The sequence below is a fragment of the Candidatus Goldiibacteriota bacterium HGW-Goldbacteria-1 genome (assembly GCA_002839855.1).
Lineage (GTDB): Bacteria > Oederibacteriota > PGYV01 > PGYV01 > PGYV01 > PGYV01.
In genome coordinates, this window is the sequence record PGYV01000007.1 from 173,718 (window position 1) to 189,824 (window position 16,107).

The following is a 16,107-nucleotide window of genomic DNA, read 5'->3' on the forward strand; positions in this document are numbered from 1 at the left end:
CAGATTTTAACCATGCATCCAAACATCTAAGCGTCCAAGCATCCTGATTATTGATTTTTCTTCTTGGTAGGTATTAAAATTATAATAATTGTGGCTGCCAGAACGCCCGCGGCAAAAGCAACTTTCATCCAGGTTTCATGTATTAAAAAATGTGATGATATTGCCATACCCACCCATGCGCTTCCTGTTCCCATTATTTTCGCGCGTACAGAAATTCCCCTGCCTTCCATAAAATCCCTGACAAAACGCCCAAGAATTTTATGGTGAATAAGCCACTTGTAAAACGCGTTGGAACCCCTTAGATACATGGCAGCCGCCACTATAAGAAAAGGCGCCGCCGGTATTATAGGCATTATAAATCCTATTATTCCCAGAACCGTAAACGCGTGGCCGACGGCAATATACGCGTCTCTTTTATTATTACTTATTTTTTCCGCACAAATTAAAAATATGGGATATTGCCTGTTGTTCCTGTCAATTTTATAAACTGTTTTCAGCCTTATTCCGGTAAAACCCGCGTCTGCCATAAGGTCAAAAATTTCATCACTGTCAAAGCCATAGTGAAAAATTCCATTATTATCACCGTGAAAAGTGCCGTCTTCTTTTTCCAAATCTGCTATCGCAATACGGCCGTTTTCTTTAAGCGCGTTAAAAAGTTTTTTAAGCGCTCCGGCTGTGTCTTTTATGTGGTGAATTGACATGGAAGATAAAATCACATCATACTTTTCATTAAAATTGTCAACAGTTTCAATATCCGCCTGCATGGTAATTATATTGCCTGTTTTGGACTCTTCTATTTTTTGTTTAAGGTTTTCAAGCATGGCAGCCGAAGAATCAACCGCTGTGACAGAATTTACAAACTGTGCGGTTTTAAAAGATATAAGGCCGGTTCCCGCGCCAAAATCCATGACTTTATGTGTTTTTTTCAATTTTACGCGTTTCATCATGGCGTCAGCTATAGCGGATGCCATTTCAACCCGCGCGGGGGTATCCCAATTTTTGGCTTTCTCTTCAAAATTATCCATTTATTCTCCCGGCTTGTTTATTTATCCGCATATGAATTATAAATATTAAAATTCAATAAAGCAATGGTATTTGCCGGTAATAGAAATAACTGGATGTTTGGATGCTTGGAAGTTTAGATGCTTGGTTTAAACCATATATCCGGCCATACATGTATCCATCCTTTAGAATCAGCAGATAAAATAGAGATGCTTGGATATTTAGATACTTGGTTGTTTAGTTTTAACCGAACATCCAACCATCTATGCATCCAACCTTCAGGTTATTTATGGGCTATGGCTTATTAACCGCCCTTTGGGCCGGCCCTTCTGTTCATGTGCTGTCCCGCGAAACCCTTCATATTTTTGAAGGAATTAGTCTGTTTAAAATGTTCCCACGGTTTTTCTTTCTGCATTTTTTTTACAGGTTCTGCAGTTCCGTCAGCCTTCACTTCCACAGGCTCCTGTTTCTTCTTATTTTCCGCCATATAGCACCTCTTTTAATAGTTTTAATTATTATACTACATATTTATTACTTTTTTACTTTAAAATTATAATACGGCTTAAACGCGCAGCATAGCTGCGGCACACACTCATATTATAAAATAAAAAAGGCGCAGAATACCAAAAGCACCCGCGCCCATGTTTATCTTTAATATTAATACCTTATTATTTCCTCAACAACAGTTTCTATTTCCTCAACAACTGTACCGCTTCCTATGGTGCCGGGCGTGGGAGTGGGTTCTATCGTGCCGTTCTTTATAAGCCCCTGCCCCTGACCGTTAGGGATATTCTTTTTTTCCTTTCCTTCCTGTGAAGCCATTACTGATACTGCAAGTACCAAAACAAGTGCGATTATGACAAGTCTCTTCATCTTTTTTTCCCCTTAGTATTTGATATTTACCGCCATGCTGTAAGCTTTATTTTTTGCGTCGTATCCTGTCTTTACGCTTACATCACCCTTAAAGGCATTATGCAGCCAGAAATAATCAATAGCCGTATAGCAAAGCGCCGCACCGGCTGTGATTGTTGATATTAATACCAAGTCTTCAGCTGCGGTGACTTTTTCTTTCTCATATTTAAGCCTCCAGTACTCCGCTTCATCAAGCTCCCCAAGGTTTGTCTTAAGTGTGTCATAGTCAGTTGCCAGCGTATTCTGCTGAACAATTGCCATAACAGATGCCGTTACCAAAAGCGCGTCAGAAGCAAGAAGCACCACCGGCGCCCACTGAAATTCCGCAGCCGGGCTTTCTTCAGCAAAAATACTAAACGGCACTACAAAACACATAACAATTAAAGTAATAACAAATTTTTTCATCTGCTTTTTCCTTTTTTAAATTATTATATTACTGTTTTTACATTATAATACAAAACAAATATAAAGATTATCACTTTAATAAAAGAGCCCCGCAAAAATCACGGGGCTTTTTTATTATTTAAGAATTTTTATTCCGGCCCCGGAAAAGTATCACATGTTATATCTTTGTTTGATCCCGGAAGATATGTATTTGGGCTTGCCGGGAAAGGATTATCCCAGTCAGTTATAGGCGGCGTCACACCGCATATTCCCGCATAATCTCCCGGTGTAGGGCCGTCATCCAATCCATTACCGTCAACATCAACAACTGCCGTAACATAATACGTTCCCGGATAAAACATAAAAAAACTGTAATTAAATGAATTACCTGATGCGGGAGTCGTACCCTGAACGCCGGTAAAAGGATCATACCCGTCTGACATAGGCCCTGTTGAAACATATATGATATACGCATCGCTGGTGACCTGACCCGGCGTTGTTACAGTTCCTTCGACATTGTCCGCAACGTTGACCATTGTAAGGTTTACCGTCATATTGCCGTTTACGGTAAGATTCGGCGCAGAAGGGATATTCTGAAGATTTGTTGTATTATAAACACCTACATAATCGCCGTAAGACGGGTCTATATTATCTGAATCATCCGCGTCCGCAAATCCGCCCAGTATGTATGTTCCGGATTCAACCCCGTATAAAGTGACGCTGAAATTATTGCCGGCAGGCAAAACCTCTGTTCCATATTCAGGCTCTACTCCGGGTTTTAAACTTTCTGAAAATAAACCTATATGCGCGTCACCCGAAGAAAGTCCGGGCATTGTCACATTAACAGTGACGTTATACCAGTACCGTTCCAGCTCAATTGACAGCCCTGTATTTGGAAGATATGTTGACGCGGAAGAAGGCGGTTCAAAAGGCGAAGATGCATTTGCATACCCCAGAAAATCACCTGACGTGAATGTCCCTGAATTGTCCATATCAACAATGGCATACACGTAATAATTTGTTCCCAGTCCAAAATCAGGTTCAAAAGAGAAATCAGTAAAAGTACCTGCCGTACACAGATTATTGTACATGAATAAGTAACCGTCTGTTTCATCCCCATTATTGTCAATAACCACAAAATACTGTTTACCTTCCAGGGAAACATCGTAGTTTAAGGTTCCTCCCACGCTTCCAGGAGTTGGATTAACAGTTGGCGTGTGAATCAAAGTAAAAACAGGCGTTGGCGTCGCAGCCGGCTGTGACGGAGAAGAACCGCTGTCTTTTGAACACCCCGAAAAAACAAAAACAAGCGCGAAAACAAAAAAACCAAACAAAGCCACAACTTTTTTCATTTCCCATACCTCCCGCATTTATTTGTATATAAATTATACCTGTATTTAGAACTTTTTCAATTTTTTATATCTTAAAACCGAATTTTTTCTTTTTGCCTTTTTTTATATTTATTCCGCCCCTTATATCTTCTATTTTATCGCGCAGTATTGCGGCGCGTTCAAAATTAAGCGCGGCTGCCTCTTTTGCCATCTCTTCTTCCATTTTTTTCATCAGGTCCGCCCTGTCGGTATATTCTATGTTTATTTCTTCTTCTGCCACAGGAACCGTAAAATAATCCATTTCATAAACGCTTCCCTGAATGGATTTAATCTCTTTAATGATGCTCGTGGGGGTTATGTTGTGTTCTTTATTGTAAGTTTTCTGTTTTACACGCCTTCTGTCTGTCTCGTTTATCGCGCGCCTCATGGAATCGGTCATATTATCAGCGTACATTATCACCCTGCCGTTCACGTTTCTTGAAGCGCGGCCCGTGGTCTGTATAAGCGATTTATCCGAACGCAGAAAGCCTTCCTTATCAGCGTCAAGAATGGCAACCAGCGACACTTCGGGAATATCCAGACCTTCGCGGAGAAGATTAATGCCTATTAACGCGTCAAACTTTTTCTCGCGAAGCTCCCTTATTATCTGAATACGCTCCAGCGTGTCAATATCGCTGTGCAGATAGCGGCACTTTACCCCTTTATCCTTCAGATAGGAAGTAAGGCTTTCCGCCATTTTTTTTGTAAGCACGGTAACCAGCACCCGCTCCCCTTTTTCAGCGCGTATTTTTATTTCTGCCATCAGGTCATCCACCTGTCCGTCTGTCTTTCTTATCTCTATTTCCGGATCAATAAGCCCTGTGGGCCTTACTATCTGCTCTGCTATATTATCCGTGCCGGATTTTTCAAGTTCATAATCGCCCGGGGTGGCGGATACAAAAACCACCTGATTCATCTTTTTTTCAAACTCTTCAAAGTTAAGCGGCCTGTTGTCAAAAGCGCACGGCAGGCGGAACCCGTAATCTATAAGATTCTTCTTGCGCGAGCGGTCGCCGGCATTCATGCCGTGAAACTGCGGCAGAGTAACGTGCGATTCATCCACAAACATCATGTAGTCTTCCGGGAAATAATCAAGAAGCGTGTACGGCGCGTCGCCGGGTTTTCTGCCGTCCATAAGGCGCGAATAATTCTCTATTCCTTTACAGTATCCCATTTCTTCAAGCATCTCTATGTCATAACTGACGCGCGATTTTAACCTTTCAAATTCCACCGGCCTTTCCTTATAAAACTTAAGCCGGCTTTCCAGTTCCGCTTTTATCTGCTTAACCACGCCTTTCATTTTTTCAGGTTCCATTACATAGTGAGAGGCGGAAAACACAGCTGTCCTGCGTATGCGGTTAATCACATTCTTAGACACGGGTTCTATCTCTGATATTTTTTCAATTTCGTCGCCGAACAATTCCACCCTTATGGCTGTGGTGGAATAAGCAGGCCAGATTTCAACTATATCTCCCTTTACGCGGAATATGCCCTGCGTAAATTCAAATTCATTTCTCTGATACTGCATGCGGACAAGGCTTTCCGCTATGTCATTTACGGACATTCTTCCGCCCTCTTCCATAAAAAGGCGGATATTTTTATAATTTTCCGGCGAACCCAAACCGTATATGCATGACACAGATGCCACTATGATAACGTCCCTGCGGGTTAAAAGTTTCTGAGTGGAAGCCAGCCTTAACCTTTCAAGTTCATCATTTATCGCGGAATCTTTTTCTATGAACATATCTCTATGGGGAATATAAGCTTCCGGCTGGTAGTAGTCGTAATAGGATACAAAATATTCCACGGCATTATCGGGAAAAAATTCCTTGAATTCCATATAAAGCTGCGCCGCAAGGGTTTTATTGTGTGAGACTATGATAGCTGGCCTGTTAAGCTGTTCTATTACCTTTGCCATGGTAAAAGTCTTGCCGGAACCGGTAACGCCCAGAAGGGTCTGAAACTTTTCCCCCGCCGCGATGGACGAGACAAGTTTTTTAATTGCCGCGGGCTGGTCCCCCTGCGGTATAAAATCTGATTTTATTTTAAATTTATCCAAAAAAATAGCTCCTTAGCGGATTAAGCATTTAAGCTATAGCATTAAACATAACCCTTTAACAAATTAAGCAATTAAGCTATAGCATTAAACATAGCACTTTAACGAATTATGCAATTAAGCTATAGCAGAAAACCTGATGTTTCGCTTATGCTTATCTGCTTAATTGCCTAATGTGCTATTATTTCATCTTCCTGTATTTCGCAATCAGCGCGTTGGTGGAAGCGTCATGATTAAGTTTTGTTTCTGATTCTAAATCAGGCGCTATTTTTCCCGCAAGCACCTTTCCAAGCTGAACTCCCCACTGGTCAAAAGCATTTATACCCCAGATTACAGACTGCGTAAATACACAGTGTTCATATAGCGCGATTAACTTGCCCAGCGCTTCAGGGGTAAGTTTTTCCATTAATATTGTGGTGGACGGTTTATTGCCTTCAAACACCTTATGATTCACAAGATTTTCAGGGGTTTTTTCAGCCCTTACTTCTTCCGCTGTTTTTCCAAACGCAAGGGCCGCTGACTGCGCGAACACGTTTGCCATTAACAGGTCGTGATGTTTACCGGTCGCGTTAAGTGATTTCCCGAACGCGATAAATTCGCACGGTATAAGTTTTGTCCCCTGATGTATAAGCTGGTAAAAAGAGTGCTGCCCGTTGGTTCCCGGCTCTCCCCAGTATATGGAACCTGTCTGATAAGTTACACGCTCGCCTTCATTGGTAACTGTTTTGCCGTTACTTTCCATTGTCATCTGCTGAAGGTAAGCGGGAAAACGTTTTAAATACTGTTCATACGGAAGCACGGCTATTGTTTCCGCGCCAAAGAAATCCGCGTACCAGACGCCAAGCAGAGCCATAATTACCGGCATGTTTTTTTCCAAGGGAGCCGTACGGAAATGTTCATCCATTTTATTAAAACCGCTCAGCATAGCACGGTAATTATCCGCCCCAAGCGCTATCATATTAGAAAGCCCGATGGCCGATGTCATGGAATACCTGCCGCCCACCCAGTCCCAAAATTCAAACATATTAACGGTGTCAATTCCAAATTTTGAAACTTCTTCCGCGTTTGTGGACAGCGCCACAAAATGCTTTGCTATAGCGTCATCATCTTTAAGCGCGTTTAAAACCCACGCGCGCGCGGTAAGGGCGTTTGTCATTGTTTCAAGTGTGGTAAATGTCTTGGATGCCACAATAAAAAGCGTCTCTTCCGGGTTCAGATCCTGCGTGCATTCGGCAAAATCCGTATCATCTATGTTTGAAACAAAACGGAATACAAGGTTTCTCTGCGTGTATTTTTTTAAAGCTTCGTACGCCATCACCGGCCCCAAATCAGACCCGCCGATACCTATGTTAACTATATTTTTAATTGTCTTTCCCGTGTACCCTTTCCATTCTCCCTTTCTTACCTTCTCCGAAAAAGCTGCCATTTTATCAAGCGTGGCGTGTACGCCCGGCATTACATCCCTGCCGTCCACAATTATCTTACTGCCTTTTGGGGCGCGCAGCGCTATGTGCAGCACAGACCTGTCTTCTGTGTTATTTATTTTTTCGCCTTTAAACATTGCCTCTGTCTTTTCTTTAAGGCCGGCTTCTTTTGCCAGTTTAATAAGCAGGTTTATGGTTTCTTCGTTAACCCTGTGTTTGGAATAATCAAAATAAATACCTTCATCTTCTATTAACATTTTTTCCGCGCGCTTGGGGTCAAGTTCAAAAATCTCCCTTAAATGCAGATTTTTTACCTTCTCATAATTTTCTTTTAATTCTTTCCAGGCCGGAAGTTTCACTGTCTGTGCCATTTTATTTCTCCTTTATATGTAAAATAATTTTTTAGCCGGCTTACATTGGCTTCAATAGGTATTATATGCGGCGTGGCTGCATATCAGCTGCTTTATTTCCCCTGTCTTTTTGCCACTTCAGCGGCTATCTGCTGAACTTCAGGATTGCCGCTGTATTTTTCAGATACTTTATTATAAATATGAAGAGCTTCTTTTAAAAGATTCTGGTTTATGTATATAAATGCGGTTGTGATAAGCGAATCAAGAGTGTCATCATTTACTTCAAGGTCATCCCTTGATTCCATTTCATTATCTTCTATCAGTTCATCAAACTTTGACGAACTCCTTACCGGCACTTCCACTATGGGCTGCGCGGAAGCGGTAACAACAGAAGGGGCAGAAACAGGCGCCTCTTCTTTCGCGTTTTTTATTTCCCTTGCTGTTTCCAGCGCGGACTTGGCAAGCGTTGGAAGCGCGTAAGCCCCTTTTAAAGCGTCAGATAAACTTTTCTTCTTTTCTTCTCCATTTACAGGCTGTTTTCTAAGGTCATCTATTTTGAAAGGCTGCTGAACAGGTTCATTTTTTATTTTTATCATCTTTGGTTCTTCAGGCACGGACGCAAAAGAGGGCGCTGCCGAAGGAACGGGCTCCGGCTGTTTTGCAATAAGCGGCTTAGATGCTGCCTGTATTTCCGGCTCCGGCATTCCTTCCCTTGCTTTTTTCATAATATCATCTTTTTGTTTATTCCATTTATCTATAGCTTCACGTTTTAGTTTTTCAAGAAGCGCTTTTTTCTTTTCTTCCTGCTCTTTCATTATTTTCTGAACTTCTTCAGCTTTTAATTTTTCATTCTTCTGCGCTTCGTCCAGTTTTGTTTTAAGCTCCACAGCGGCTTTCTGAATAATTTCAAGCTCCAGTTTTTCATATTCGCCCTGCATTTTTGCTTCTTCTTCCAGCAGCAGGCGCGCGCGGTCTTCTTCTTCCTGCATTATTATTTTATTGCGTTCTTCCACCGCTTTTCTTTTTGCTTCTTCAAGCTTATCTTTAGGTGAACCGTCAAGTTTCTCCCATATTTTTTCCCCTGTGGATTTTGAGGCAACAATGGAATACACCCTGTGCAATTTATCCCTTAAACCCTTATCATTAGGCGCAAGTTTAAGCGCGGTAATATATGTTTCCACAGCGCCGTCATAATCCCCGTTATCCAGATAGTTCTGCGCCATTATTTCAAATTTATCCACAAGCTCGTTTCCGGTTCCGGACGTCTTCGCCTTCATTTCATTTTCCATCTGTTTCATTTTGATGGATTTGTGCCTGGCTTCGGCATCATTTAATTCCTTCATTTTTATATTTATAGGGTATTCTTCACTGTTAAAATCAATTATGGATTCATAGATGTTCCTGGCTTCTTCAAATTCCCCGTCCATCACTTTCTTTTCCGCGTCGCGTATCATAGTCCTTAAAGCGGATTTAAGCTTATTTTTTACCCTGGGTTCTTCCGGATAGGTTTTCATAACTTTCTTTATTATCCTTACGACTTTTTCATACTGAAGTTTTTTTTCATAAATGGAAAGCGCCGCGACATAGCCGTCAAGCGCTTTTAAGGAATTGCCTGTTTTGGAATATGAATCCGCAAGCATATTAAGTATGTTAACATCTTCAGCATCGGCACTGTACAGTTTTTCATACAGTTCAATGGCTTTTTTGTACTCTTTATTCTGGTAGTAGCCGTTGGCAAGTTTTACATAAAGCTTCTTTTCGTCCGCGTCCACTATCGCCGTCTCCCTTGATGCCGTCTCCCGCAATGAAAAAGTAATAAACGCTGAAATACGGGGCTTTTTCAACATTAATACATAAAATATTATAATACAATCAGGGTATAAACTCAATTGTTAAAAACCGGAGGGACGGATGGACAGATGCACGGATGGCCGGAAGTATAAACAAATATTGAAAATTCGAAAATTAGATGAATAGAAAAATCAAACAGGGATTGGGTGTGTTTTTTCAGTGCGCGCCGCCCTAACCTGCTGTATATGCGGCAGGGGCGGTTTAATGCAGCGCCGGCATACATGTATGTTACGCGGGCTTACGATTGCCAATGAATTAACATACCTGCTGATTTCAAATTTGTTTGGATACAAGATTACCAATTTGCGGCGCGTGCTGAAAAAATACACCCAAACCCTGTAAAACTGATGCATAGAGGGTCAGAGGGACGTAAGCAAATAATAAATTAACTATTGCGCCCTTCTGGGCGCGTTGTTTTAATTTATGGGATATTAGTTTATGGGTTAGGTAATCTTTCGTCCCTCTAAATTACTCCGTCAGCAGTTCAACTTCCACCCTGTTTCCCTTTGCGGGGGCTGATTCTTTGATGGAAACATCCGCGTATTCTCCGTCGCCATAACCAACAATATATATATTTTCGGCCGGAATACCTTTGCCTTCAGACAGATAATCCGCAACCTGCCTTGCCCTGTCAATGGACATTTTAAGGTTCCTGTCCGGATCATTGGAATCAGTGGAGAAGCCTTTTATGAATATATTATATCCCTGCGCGTACTGTTTTACCGCTTCAGCTGCCTGATTTAAAACGCTGTATTCTTCAATTGGTATCGTTGCATCATTTGCCGGAAACTTTACCGCGGCAAGAATTAATTTTATGCCTGTGGCCTTAAATTCCGGAAGGTCTGCCTGCAGCAGGCTCTTTTGTTCCGACAACACGCCGGATTTCTGTATAACTTTCACGTTCAGCCTGTAACCCCTGCCGCCTGTGACAAACTGATTTTTACTGTTGGTGCCGTCCCATACAACGCTTTTAATGCCCGGGGGTTTATTGTTAAATTCCGCCATTACATTGCCCGCGCCGTCGGTTATTTCTGCTGACCAGTTTAAAACCTGCAATTCAGGAAACTTTACATTAACCGTGACGCTGTCCCTGCCCGGTTTAAATATTACATTTTGGGTATTAACGCTGAATTTTATTTTTTCTGTGTTTATTATAAACTTTTCTGAAGCGTCATATTTATTTCCCGCAAGGTCCTCAAGAAAAAGCTGAGCCCTGTAGCCGCCGTCTTTGGCGTAATTTGAAAGCGCGTCTTTTCCGTTCCACATAAGCCTGGAAGTAAACCCTTCTCCTGTTATCTTTTTTATTGTATGGCCGGCATCATCTTTTATAAAAAACTGCCACGCTTTTATGTCCGTGTATTTTGACTCTATGCTTATTGACATTTCTTTTATTACTGTCATTGGCCCCGGAGCAAACACTTTAGGTTCCAGATATAAATCAAATACCGGCGGCGTTTTATCCACCGTTACCACCCTTGTCTTCTGCCAAAGCAGCGATTCACCTGACATAATGGTCACACGCGCGGTATAATCGCCGTCATTTAATTCAATTGCCTCTTCATTAAGGCCGTTCCATTCCATTGAAAGAGGCACGTTTCCCGTGTACTTTATTTTCCGCACAATTTCATTAAGGGAATTAAATATTTCAAGCGTGGTCACCGTATTACCCGGATCATAAGGCGCGTCTTTTATCACAAACTTTATAGTATCATTCACACCGTTCTTATCGGGAGAAACGTATTTTGAGGAGATTGAAAGAGAAGCCTGCGTGTACGCGTCTTCCGGAACCGCGGCTGCTTTTTCTTCCGTCTTTTTTTCAGCCGTTATAACAGACGGTTTTTCTTCTTTTTCTTTTTTAATCAAATCACCAAAAAACCATGCCGCATCTATTTTATGGGTTTCCCCGAATCCTCTCATGTCCGGCAGGAAAACATAATCAACTTTAAATTCTTTCCTTGCGTATGAAGCGCCAAAAGCAAGCGTAATTCCGGATTCATAAAGAGATTCCCACGCAAACCCCGCCCTGAAACCAAAATTTCCGGCAACCTCATTATCGAACGTCTTTTCGCCGCCAAAGTGCACGCCAAAACCTTCATTGCCGGCAAGGCCTGAAATATATTTAAGGTCAAGCGAGGCAAAAGCCGAATCATCAAAAAAATAGACACTTCCAAATCTTGCAAAATACGGAACCGTTTCCTTTACGCCGTTATTCCATTCAGCATTGGTATCCAGGTCATTTATGACAAAAGCAAAACGCATTTTTTTCTCAAGGTATAACGGTATGTACATTATTCCGGCATTCAAACTTGGAACAAAAGCGCTTAAATCATAATCGGCCGCAGATATGCTTGTCCCTTTAAAATTTATCCCAAGATAGAACTCTTTGGCTTTGTCAACAATGGCGGATGCCGAAAGGTAAAGCACACCTTTTGAAAAAATTGAAGAAGAATATGAAGTACTTATGTAGGCTGCAGAAAGCCCTATGTCCTGCGGCCCCGGATAAAATACTGAAAAACCAAAATCAGACTGAGTCCCTTTAAAAATTGAATGATAAAAAATATTAGCGCTTGCGGTATCAAGAAGGGATAACCCGGCAGGGTTCCAGTAAAACGCCGAATAATCATCAGCCACCGCGGAAAAAGCGCCTGCCAGGCCTGACGCGCGCACTCCCGGTGATTTAAGCATGTCGTCGCTGAATTCCGAGGCGTAAACAAAACATGCCGCCGCAGATATTAAAACTGAAATTAAAAGAATTTTTTTCAATTTTTCCCCTGTAATTAATTCAAACACAAATACAGCCGTAAAATCAGGTTTTATTACAACCGGCAGGCTTAATTTTATGCCGTACGGTCAACTTATTTACTCCATCTAAATATACTATAAATATATCATAAATAATACCCTGCAGCATAAATAAAAAAAAATCCCGGCGCCCTTGCGGGAACCGGGATTCTTATCTTATTACTTGATTGCCTTTTTACAGGCAATTAACTATTAAAGTACTTTATCTTTAAGATCTTTTGCTACCCTGAATTTTACAACTCTCTTTGCAGGTATCTTGATTTCCGCGCCTGTGGCGGGGTTTCTTCCCATTCTTGCTTTCCTGTTCTTTACGGCTAAAATTCCAAGTCCCTGAAGCTTAACCTTTTTTTCTTTCTTAAGGGTCTTGATAACCACTTCGTTAAACGCGTCAAGAACCGCGTTAACTTCTTTCTTGCTCATCTTTGATTCTTCTGCAATTGCTGCGATCATCTGGCTTTTCGTCATGCTGCACTACCTCCTGATAATTTTGTGGTTCTTTTTATTGAATAGTATCGTTTATTTTTAATTAAAAAGCCCACCCAAGTTCAAAATCAAATGAAGGAAGAATTACGCCGCTGAAAGGAGCGTCCACATCAAAATTGGCATCCGGCGATGTAACTGATGCGGCAAAATTTTTCATTCCGCCGAGAGATATACCCATTTCAAAACCGCCTTCAAACACCCATCTGTAGCCTGCCTGAAGCCCAAGAAAATAAAGCGCCCCTGTTGCTGTCTGGTTATCTTGCGAGTATGAAGCCACCCATGAATCAAACCTTGGCCCTAAAAACCATCCAACCAGACCAATGTTCTGCGGGTGAAAGAAAACATCCGCGCCATATCCCATAAGCCCCCAGCCTGCCTGGTTCATTCCCCAGTAAAAACCCCTTACTCTTACGCTTAAGTTATCAATTATTTTTCTTTCATACCCAAGATTAAAAAACGCGCCAAGATAAGGCCATACATTAACGCTTATTGCGTTGTCATAAATCTGTTCTTCTGTCTTTTCGGCCATACATACAGTGGAAAATACCAAAAGTAAAACCAGAACAATTGCTGCTGCTTTTTTTCCCATATTGCCCTCCTTATTTTAATTGTTTATTTTATAACACACTATAACAGACAGGTCAACAAAAAAATCAATGTTTACGGGCTTTATATCAGACACTGTTTATTATTTCTTAGGAAATAACGCATTTTTTATTTCTAATTTCAGATGTACTGCTTTTTCTGTATTATAAACAGCGCGTCTTCCGCGAAAAAATTGGCAAAAAGAGATTTTCTGCGCATTCTGTTGCCGTTTTTTACAAGATAAATTTCCTTTAATATTTTTATGCCGTTCTTCGCGCAGAATTCTTTAAAGTCCTTAACTGTAAGGTGCCTGATATTGGGCGTGTTATACCATTCATAAGGAAGCTTTGACGTTTTTGGCATCACTCCCCTGAAAAACAATCCGAACCTTATGGAATGATGCGCAAAGTTTGGAAAAGAAACAATTGCTTTTGAACCTATGCGCACAATGTGCTGCAAAACGCTGTCCGGCCTTTGCACCGCCTGCATTGTCTCTGTCATTATTACATAATCATATGATTTATCTTTATACTGGGAAAGCCCTTCGTCTATGTCTTCCTGAATTACGGATACGCCTTTTTTTACGCAGTTCAATACGGCTTCCGTACTTATATCTATACCAAGGCCATAAATGTCTTTTCTGTCCATTAATAGTTTTAGAAGGTCGCCGTTTCCGCACCCAAGGTCAAGCACCCTTGCCTTGTCTTCTATAACGGCGGAGATTTCCTCGTTTATCCTGTTTTCGTATGCCTGTCTGTCCGTTGTCAATTTTTTCAGCCTTTCCGTATCATATGTTTTTACTTCCACCCTTATCTTTTCATTCACTGCTATGTCCTTGAATGTAATAGGAAATTCTTTATTGCCTGTGACAGAATTTTATTTTCATTCATCGTCTTTTTTTCAAGAAGAAAAGCGTCGTGGCCGTGCTTGCTGTCAATTTCTATATAGGATACGTCTTTGTTATTCACCCTTAGCGCTTCCACTATTGCTTTTGACTGGTCAGGGGAAAAAAGCATGTCAGAAGTAAAAGAGATAAGAAGATACTCCGCTTTAGTGCGTTTCATCGCCTGTTTTAAAGAGCCGCCGCCCCACTTGGCCGCGGCGTCATAATAATCCATTGCCTTTGTTATATAAAGGTAGCTGTTCGCGTCAAACCTCTTTACAAATTTTTCCCCCTGATACGCAAGGTAGCTTTCCACGGCAAACTCCCTTTCAAAATCCTTGTCAAACACAGTGGACCCGGTAGTACACGGTACCTCTTTTTCATACCTTATTTTATAGCTTAAATTTTTATCGCCGCTCTGCAGCCTGCGTTTGAATTTTTCAGCCATTCCTTCTTCGCTTAAATATGTGATGTGCCCTATCATCCTTGCGATGGCAAGCCCTTTTAATTTTTTATCTTTGCCGTAATACTCCCCGTTTTCCCATTCTGTGTCAGACTTTATGGCATTTCTGCCTACTGTGTCAAACGCAATTTCCTGGTCAGATAAAGCGGCGCACGAAGCGATTACAATGGCGCTTTTGGGGACGTCCGGAAACTGCAGCGTCCATTCAATTGCCTGCATTCCGCCCATAGACCCGCCTATTACCGTCACAAGCTGGCTGATACCAAGCGAATCTAAAAGCGCCTTCTGCGCTTTTACCATGTCGGATATTGTGACAATTGGAAATGAAAGCCCGTATGGCTTTCCTGTCTTGGGGTTTAAGGAAGACGGACCTGTGGAACCGTAGCAGCTTCCTATTACATTGGAACACAAAATAAAATACTTGTTGGTGTCCATTGCCTTGCCGGGGCCCACCATAAGGTCCCACCAGCCTGGCTTGTTCTGCCCTTCAAGATAACCTGCCACATGCGCGTCGCCGGACAGGGCGTGCAGGATTAAAATAGCATTGGTTTTATCTTTATTCAGTTCGCCGTATGCTTCATAAGAAAGGGTTACAGGGCCAAGTTTCTGCCCGCTTTCAAGGATAAGTTCATTGGGAGATTCGCCGAATGTGAAAAACTGCGGTTTAACAACAGGTTGTGCATTACCGGGGGGTTTTTCCATTTACCGCGCGACACTCTCCTTTACCGGAATTTTTTTATTCTGTAATGATAATTTAACATATTCACGCAGGAATACAAGAAAAAATTAAACTGTTGTTAAGGCAGAACATAAATATCCGGTCTGATGCAGGTATACTTTAAAAACGAGCTTTTTCCTGCCTGACTTTTTTGTACATGTACAATTTTGTCGGTTGTATTTTATCTTATACCCGCTGTTATTTTGTGATAACATGACAATATTATATTATAAGGAGATGTAAAGGATGAAAATACTGCTGCTTGTCTGCTGTGCACCGGACGCTACTTACAGCACTTTGGCGCTGCGCGAAGCGGGATACGAAGTTATAACGTATTTCTATAATCCCTGCATCCATCCTCAAGAAGAGTATGATAAACGCCGCGGCGCCATGACGCAGCTTGCGGAAAAAATGTCAATTGAGGACATAAAAGAAGTGCCGTATGATCCGGAACGTTTTTTTGAAGCGGTTAAAGGTTTTGAAAATGAACCTGAAGGCGGCAAACGCTGCGACATCTGTTTTAAACTACGCCTTCTGGAAGCCGCACGCAAATGCAAAGAACTTGGGCTGGAAATTTTTGCGTCCACGCTTACCATTTCCCCACACAAGAACGCCGTTCTTGTAAACAAGCTTGGAAATGAAGCCGCCGCACAATACGGGGTAAAATATTACGAATCTGATTTTAAAAAGAAAGACGGATTTAAAAAATCAATTACAATGTCTAAAGATTTCGGCCTTTACAGGCAGAATTACTGCGGATGCTTATTTTCAATGAAGTAAATATTTATCCCATAGACTGAAGCCGAGGTACGGATGCACAGATG

General features: G+C 41.6%; 14 protein-coding genes. 1 reads left to right on the forward strand and 13 read right to left on the reverse strand.

What is annotated here, in order from left to right:
- Positions 1 to 47: 47 nt before the first annotated feature.
- The 13 genes from CVV21_08895 to CVV21_08955 all read right to left on the reverse strand — a co-directional run bounded on the left by CVV21_08895 (position 48) and on the right by CVV21_08955 (position 15,267).
- Positions 48 to 1,025 carry a hypothetical protein gene (locus CVV21_08895; GenBank protein PKL91319.1) on the reverse strand — a complete coding sequence of 326 codons (978 nt, stop codon included), beginning with the start codon at positions 1,023 to 1,025 and terminating at the stop codon, positions 48 to 50.
- Between the two features lie 281 nt (positions 1,026 to 1,306).
- Entirely contained in the window at positions 1,307 to 1,489 is a 183-nt protein-coding gene (locus tag CVV21_08900; GenBank protein PKL91320.1) for a hypothetical protein, read from the reverse strand.
- A 170-nt stretch (positions 1,490 to 1,659) separates the two neighbouring features.
- On the reverse strand, positions 1,660 to 1,875 hold the full coding sequence (locus CVV21_08905) for a hypothetical protein (protein PKL91321.1): 216 nt from the start codon (positions 1,873 to 1,875) through the stop codon (positions 1,660 to 1,662).
- 12 nt (positions 1,876 to 1,887) lie between these two features.
- Positions 1,888 to 2,319 carry a hypothetical protein gene (locus CVV21_08910; protein ID PKL91322.1) on the reverse strand — a complete coding sequence of 144 codons (432 nt, stop codon included), beginning with the start codon at positions 2,317 to 2,319 and terminating at the stop codon, positions 1,888 to 1,890.
- Positions 2,320 to 2,447: 128 nt separating this feature from the next.
- Entirely contained in the window at positions 2,448 to 3,650 is a 1,203-nt protein-coding gene (locus tag CVV21_08915) for a hypothetical protein (protein ID PKL91323.1), read from the reverse strand.
- 64 nt (positions 3,651 to 3,714) lie between these two features.
- Positions 3,715 to 5,727, reverse strand: a complete 2,013-nt coding sequence (locus CVV21_08920) for an excinuclease ABC subunit B (GenBank protein PKL91324.1) — start codon at positions 5,725 to 5,727, stop codon at positions 3,715 to 3,717.
- A gap of 178 nt (positions 5,728 to 5,905) precedes the next feature.
- Complete coding sequence (locus CVV21_08925) at positions 5,906 to 7,519, reverse strand: glucose-6-phosphate isomerase (protein PKL91325.1); 1,614 nt, start codon at positions 7,517 to 7,519, stop codon at positions 5,906 to 5,908.
- A 92-nt stretch (positions 7,520 to 7,611) separates the two neighbouring features.
- Positions 7,612 to 9,387: a hypothetical protein gene (locus CVV21_08930; GenBank protein PKL91326.1), complete on the reverse strand. Its 1,776-nt coding sequence runs from the start codon at positions 9,385 to 9,387 to the stop codon at positions 7,612 to 7,614.
- 430 nt (positions 9,388 to 9,817) lie between these two features.
- Positions 9,818 to 12,139, reverse strand: coding sequence for a hypothetical protein (locus CVV21_08935; protein PKL91327.1), 2,322 nt, complete (start codon positions 12,137 to 12,139; stop codon positions 9,818 to 9,820).
- 204 nt (positions 12,140 to 12,343) lie between these two features.
- Positions 12,344 to 12,616: an HU family DNA-binding protein gene (locus CVV21_08940; GenBank protein PKL91328.1), complete on the reverse strand. Its 273-nt coding sequence runs from the start codon at positions 12,614 to 12,616 to the stop codon at positions 12,344 to 12,346.
- Positions 12,617 to 12,677: 61 nt separating this feature from the next.
- Positions 12,678 to 13,223: a hypothetical protein gene (locus CVV21_08945; protein ID PKL91329.1), complete on the reverse strand. Its 546-nt coding sequence runs from the start codon at positions 13,221 to 13,223 to the stop codon at positions 12,678 to 12,680.
- 137 nt (positions 13,224 to 13,360) lie between these two features.
- Positions 13,361 to 14,065, reverse strand: a complete 705-nt coding sequence (gene metW / locus CVV21_08950) for a methionine biosynthesis protein MetW (protein PKL91330.1) — start codon at positions 14,063 to 14,065, stop codon at positions 13,361 to 13,363.
- Entirely contained in the window at positions 14,047 to 15,267 is a 1,221-nt protein-coding gene (locus tag CVV21_08955; GenBank protein ID PKL91331.1) for a homoserine O-acetyltransferase, read from the reverse strand. Before CVV21_08955 ends, metW begins: the two co-directional genes overlap by 19 nt.
- A 262-nt stretch (positions 15,268 to 15,529) precedes the next feature.
- On the opposite strand from CVV21_08955, the gene CVV21_08960 reads away from it, so the two are divergent.
- Positions 15,530 to 16,063, forward strand: coding sequence for a hypothetical protein (locus CVV21_08960; GenBank protein PKL91332.1), 534 nt, complete (start codon positions 15,530 to 15,532; stop codon positions 16,061 to 16,063).
- Positions 16,064 to 16,107: the final 44 nt, after the last annotated feature.

What these genes read in the sequence shown, in the direction of transcription:
- CVV21_08895 (PKL91319.1), bottom strand. Translation starts at nt 1,025, where the DNA reads ATGGATAATTTTGAAGAGAAAGCCAAAAATTGGGATACCCCCGCGCGG.
- CVV21_08900 (PKL91320.1), bottom strand. Translation starts at nt 1,489, where the DNA reads ATGGCGGAAAATAAGAAGAAACAGGAGCCTGTGGAAGTGAAGGCTGAC.
- CVV21_08905 (PKL91321.1), bottom strand. Translation starts at nt 1,875, where the DNA reads ATGAAGAGACTTGTCATAATCGCACTTGTTTTGGTACTTGCAGTATCA.
- CVV21_08910 (PKL91322.1), bottom strand. Translation starts at nt 2,319, where the DNA reads ATGAAAAAATTTGTTATTACTTTAATTGTTATGTGTTTTGTAGTGCCG.
- CVV21_08915 (PKL91323.1), bottom strand. Translation starts at nt 3,650, where the DNA reads ATGAAAAAAGTTGTGGCTTTGTTTGGTTTTTTTGTTTTCGCGCTTGTT.
- CVV21_08925 (PKL91325.1), bottom strand. Translation starts at nt 7,519, where the DNA reads ATGGCACAGACAGTGAAACTTCCGGCCTGGAAAGAATTAAAAGAAAAT.
- CVV21_08940 (PKL91328.1), bottom strand. Translation starts at nt 12,616, where the DNA reads ATGACGAAAAGCCAGATGATCGCAGCAATTGCAGAAGAATCAAAGATG.
- CVV21_08945 (PKL91329.1), bottom strand. Translation starts at nt 13,223, where the DNA reads ATGGGAAAAAAAGCAGCAGCAATTGTTCTGGTTTTACTTTTGGTATTT.
- CVV21_08955 (PKL91331.1), bottom strand. Translation starts at nt 15,267, where the DNA reads ATGGAAAAACCCCCCGGTAATGCACAACCTGTTGTTAAACCGCAGTTT.
- CVV21_08960 (PKL91332.1), top strand. Translation starts at nt 15,530, where the DNA reads ATGAAAATACTGCTGCTTGTCTGCTGTGCACCGGACGCTACTTACAGC.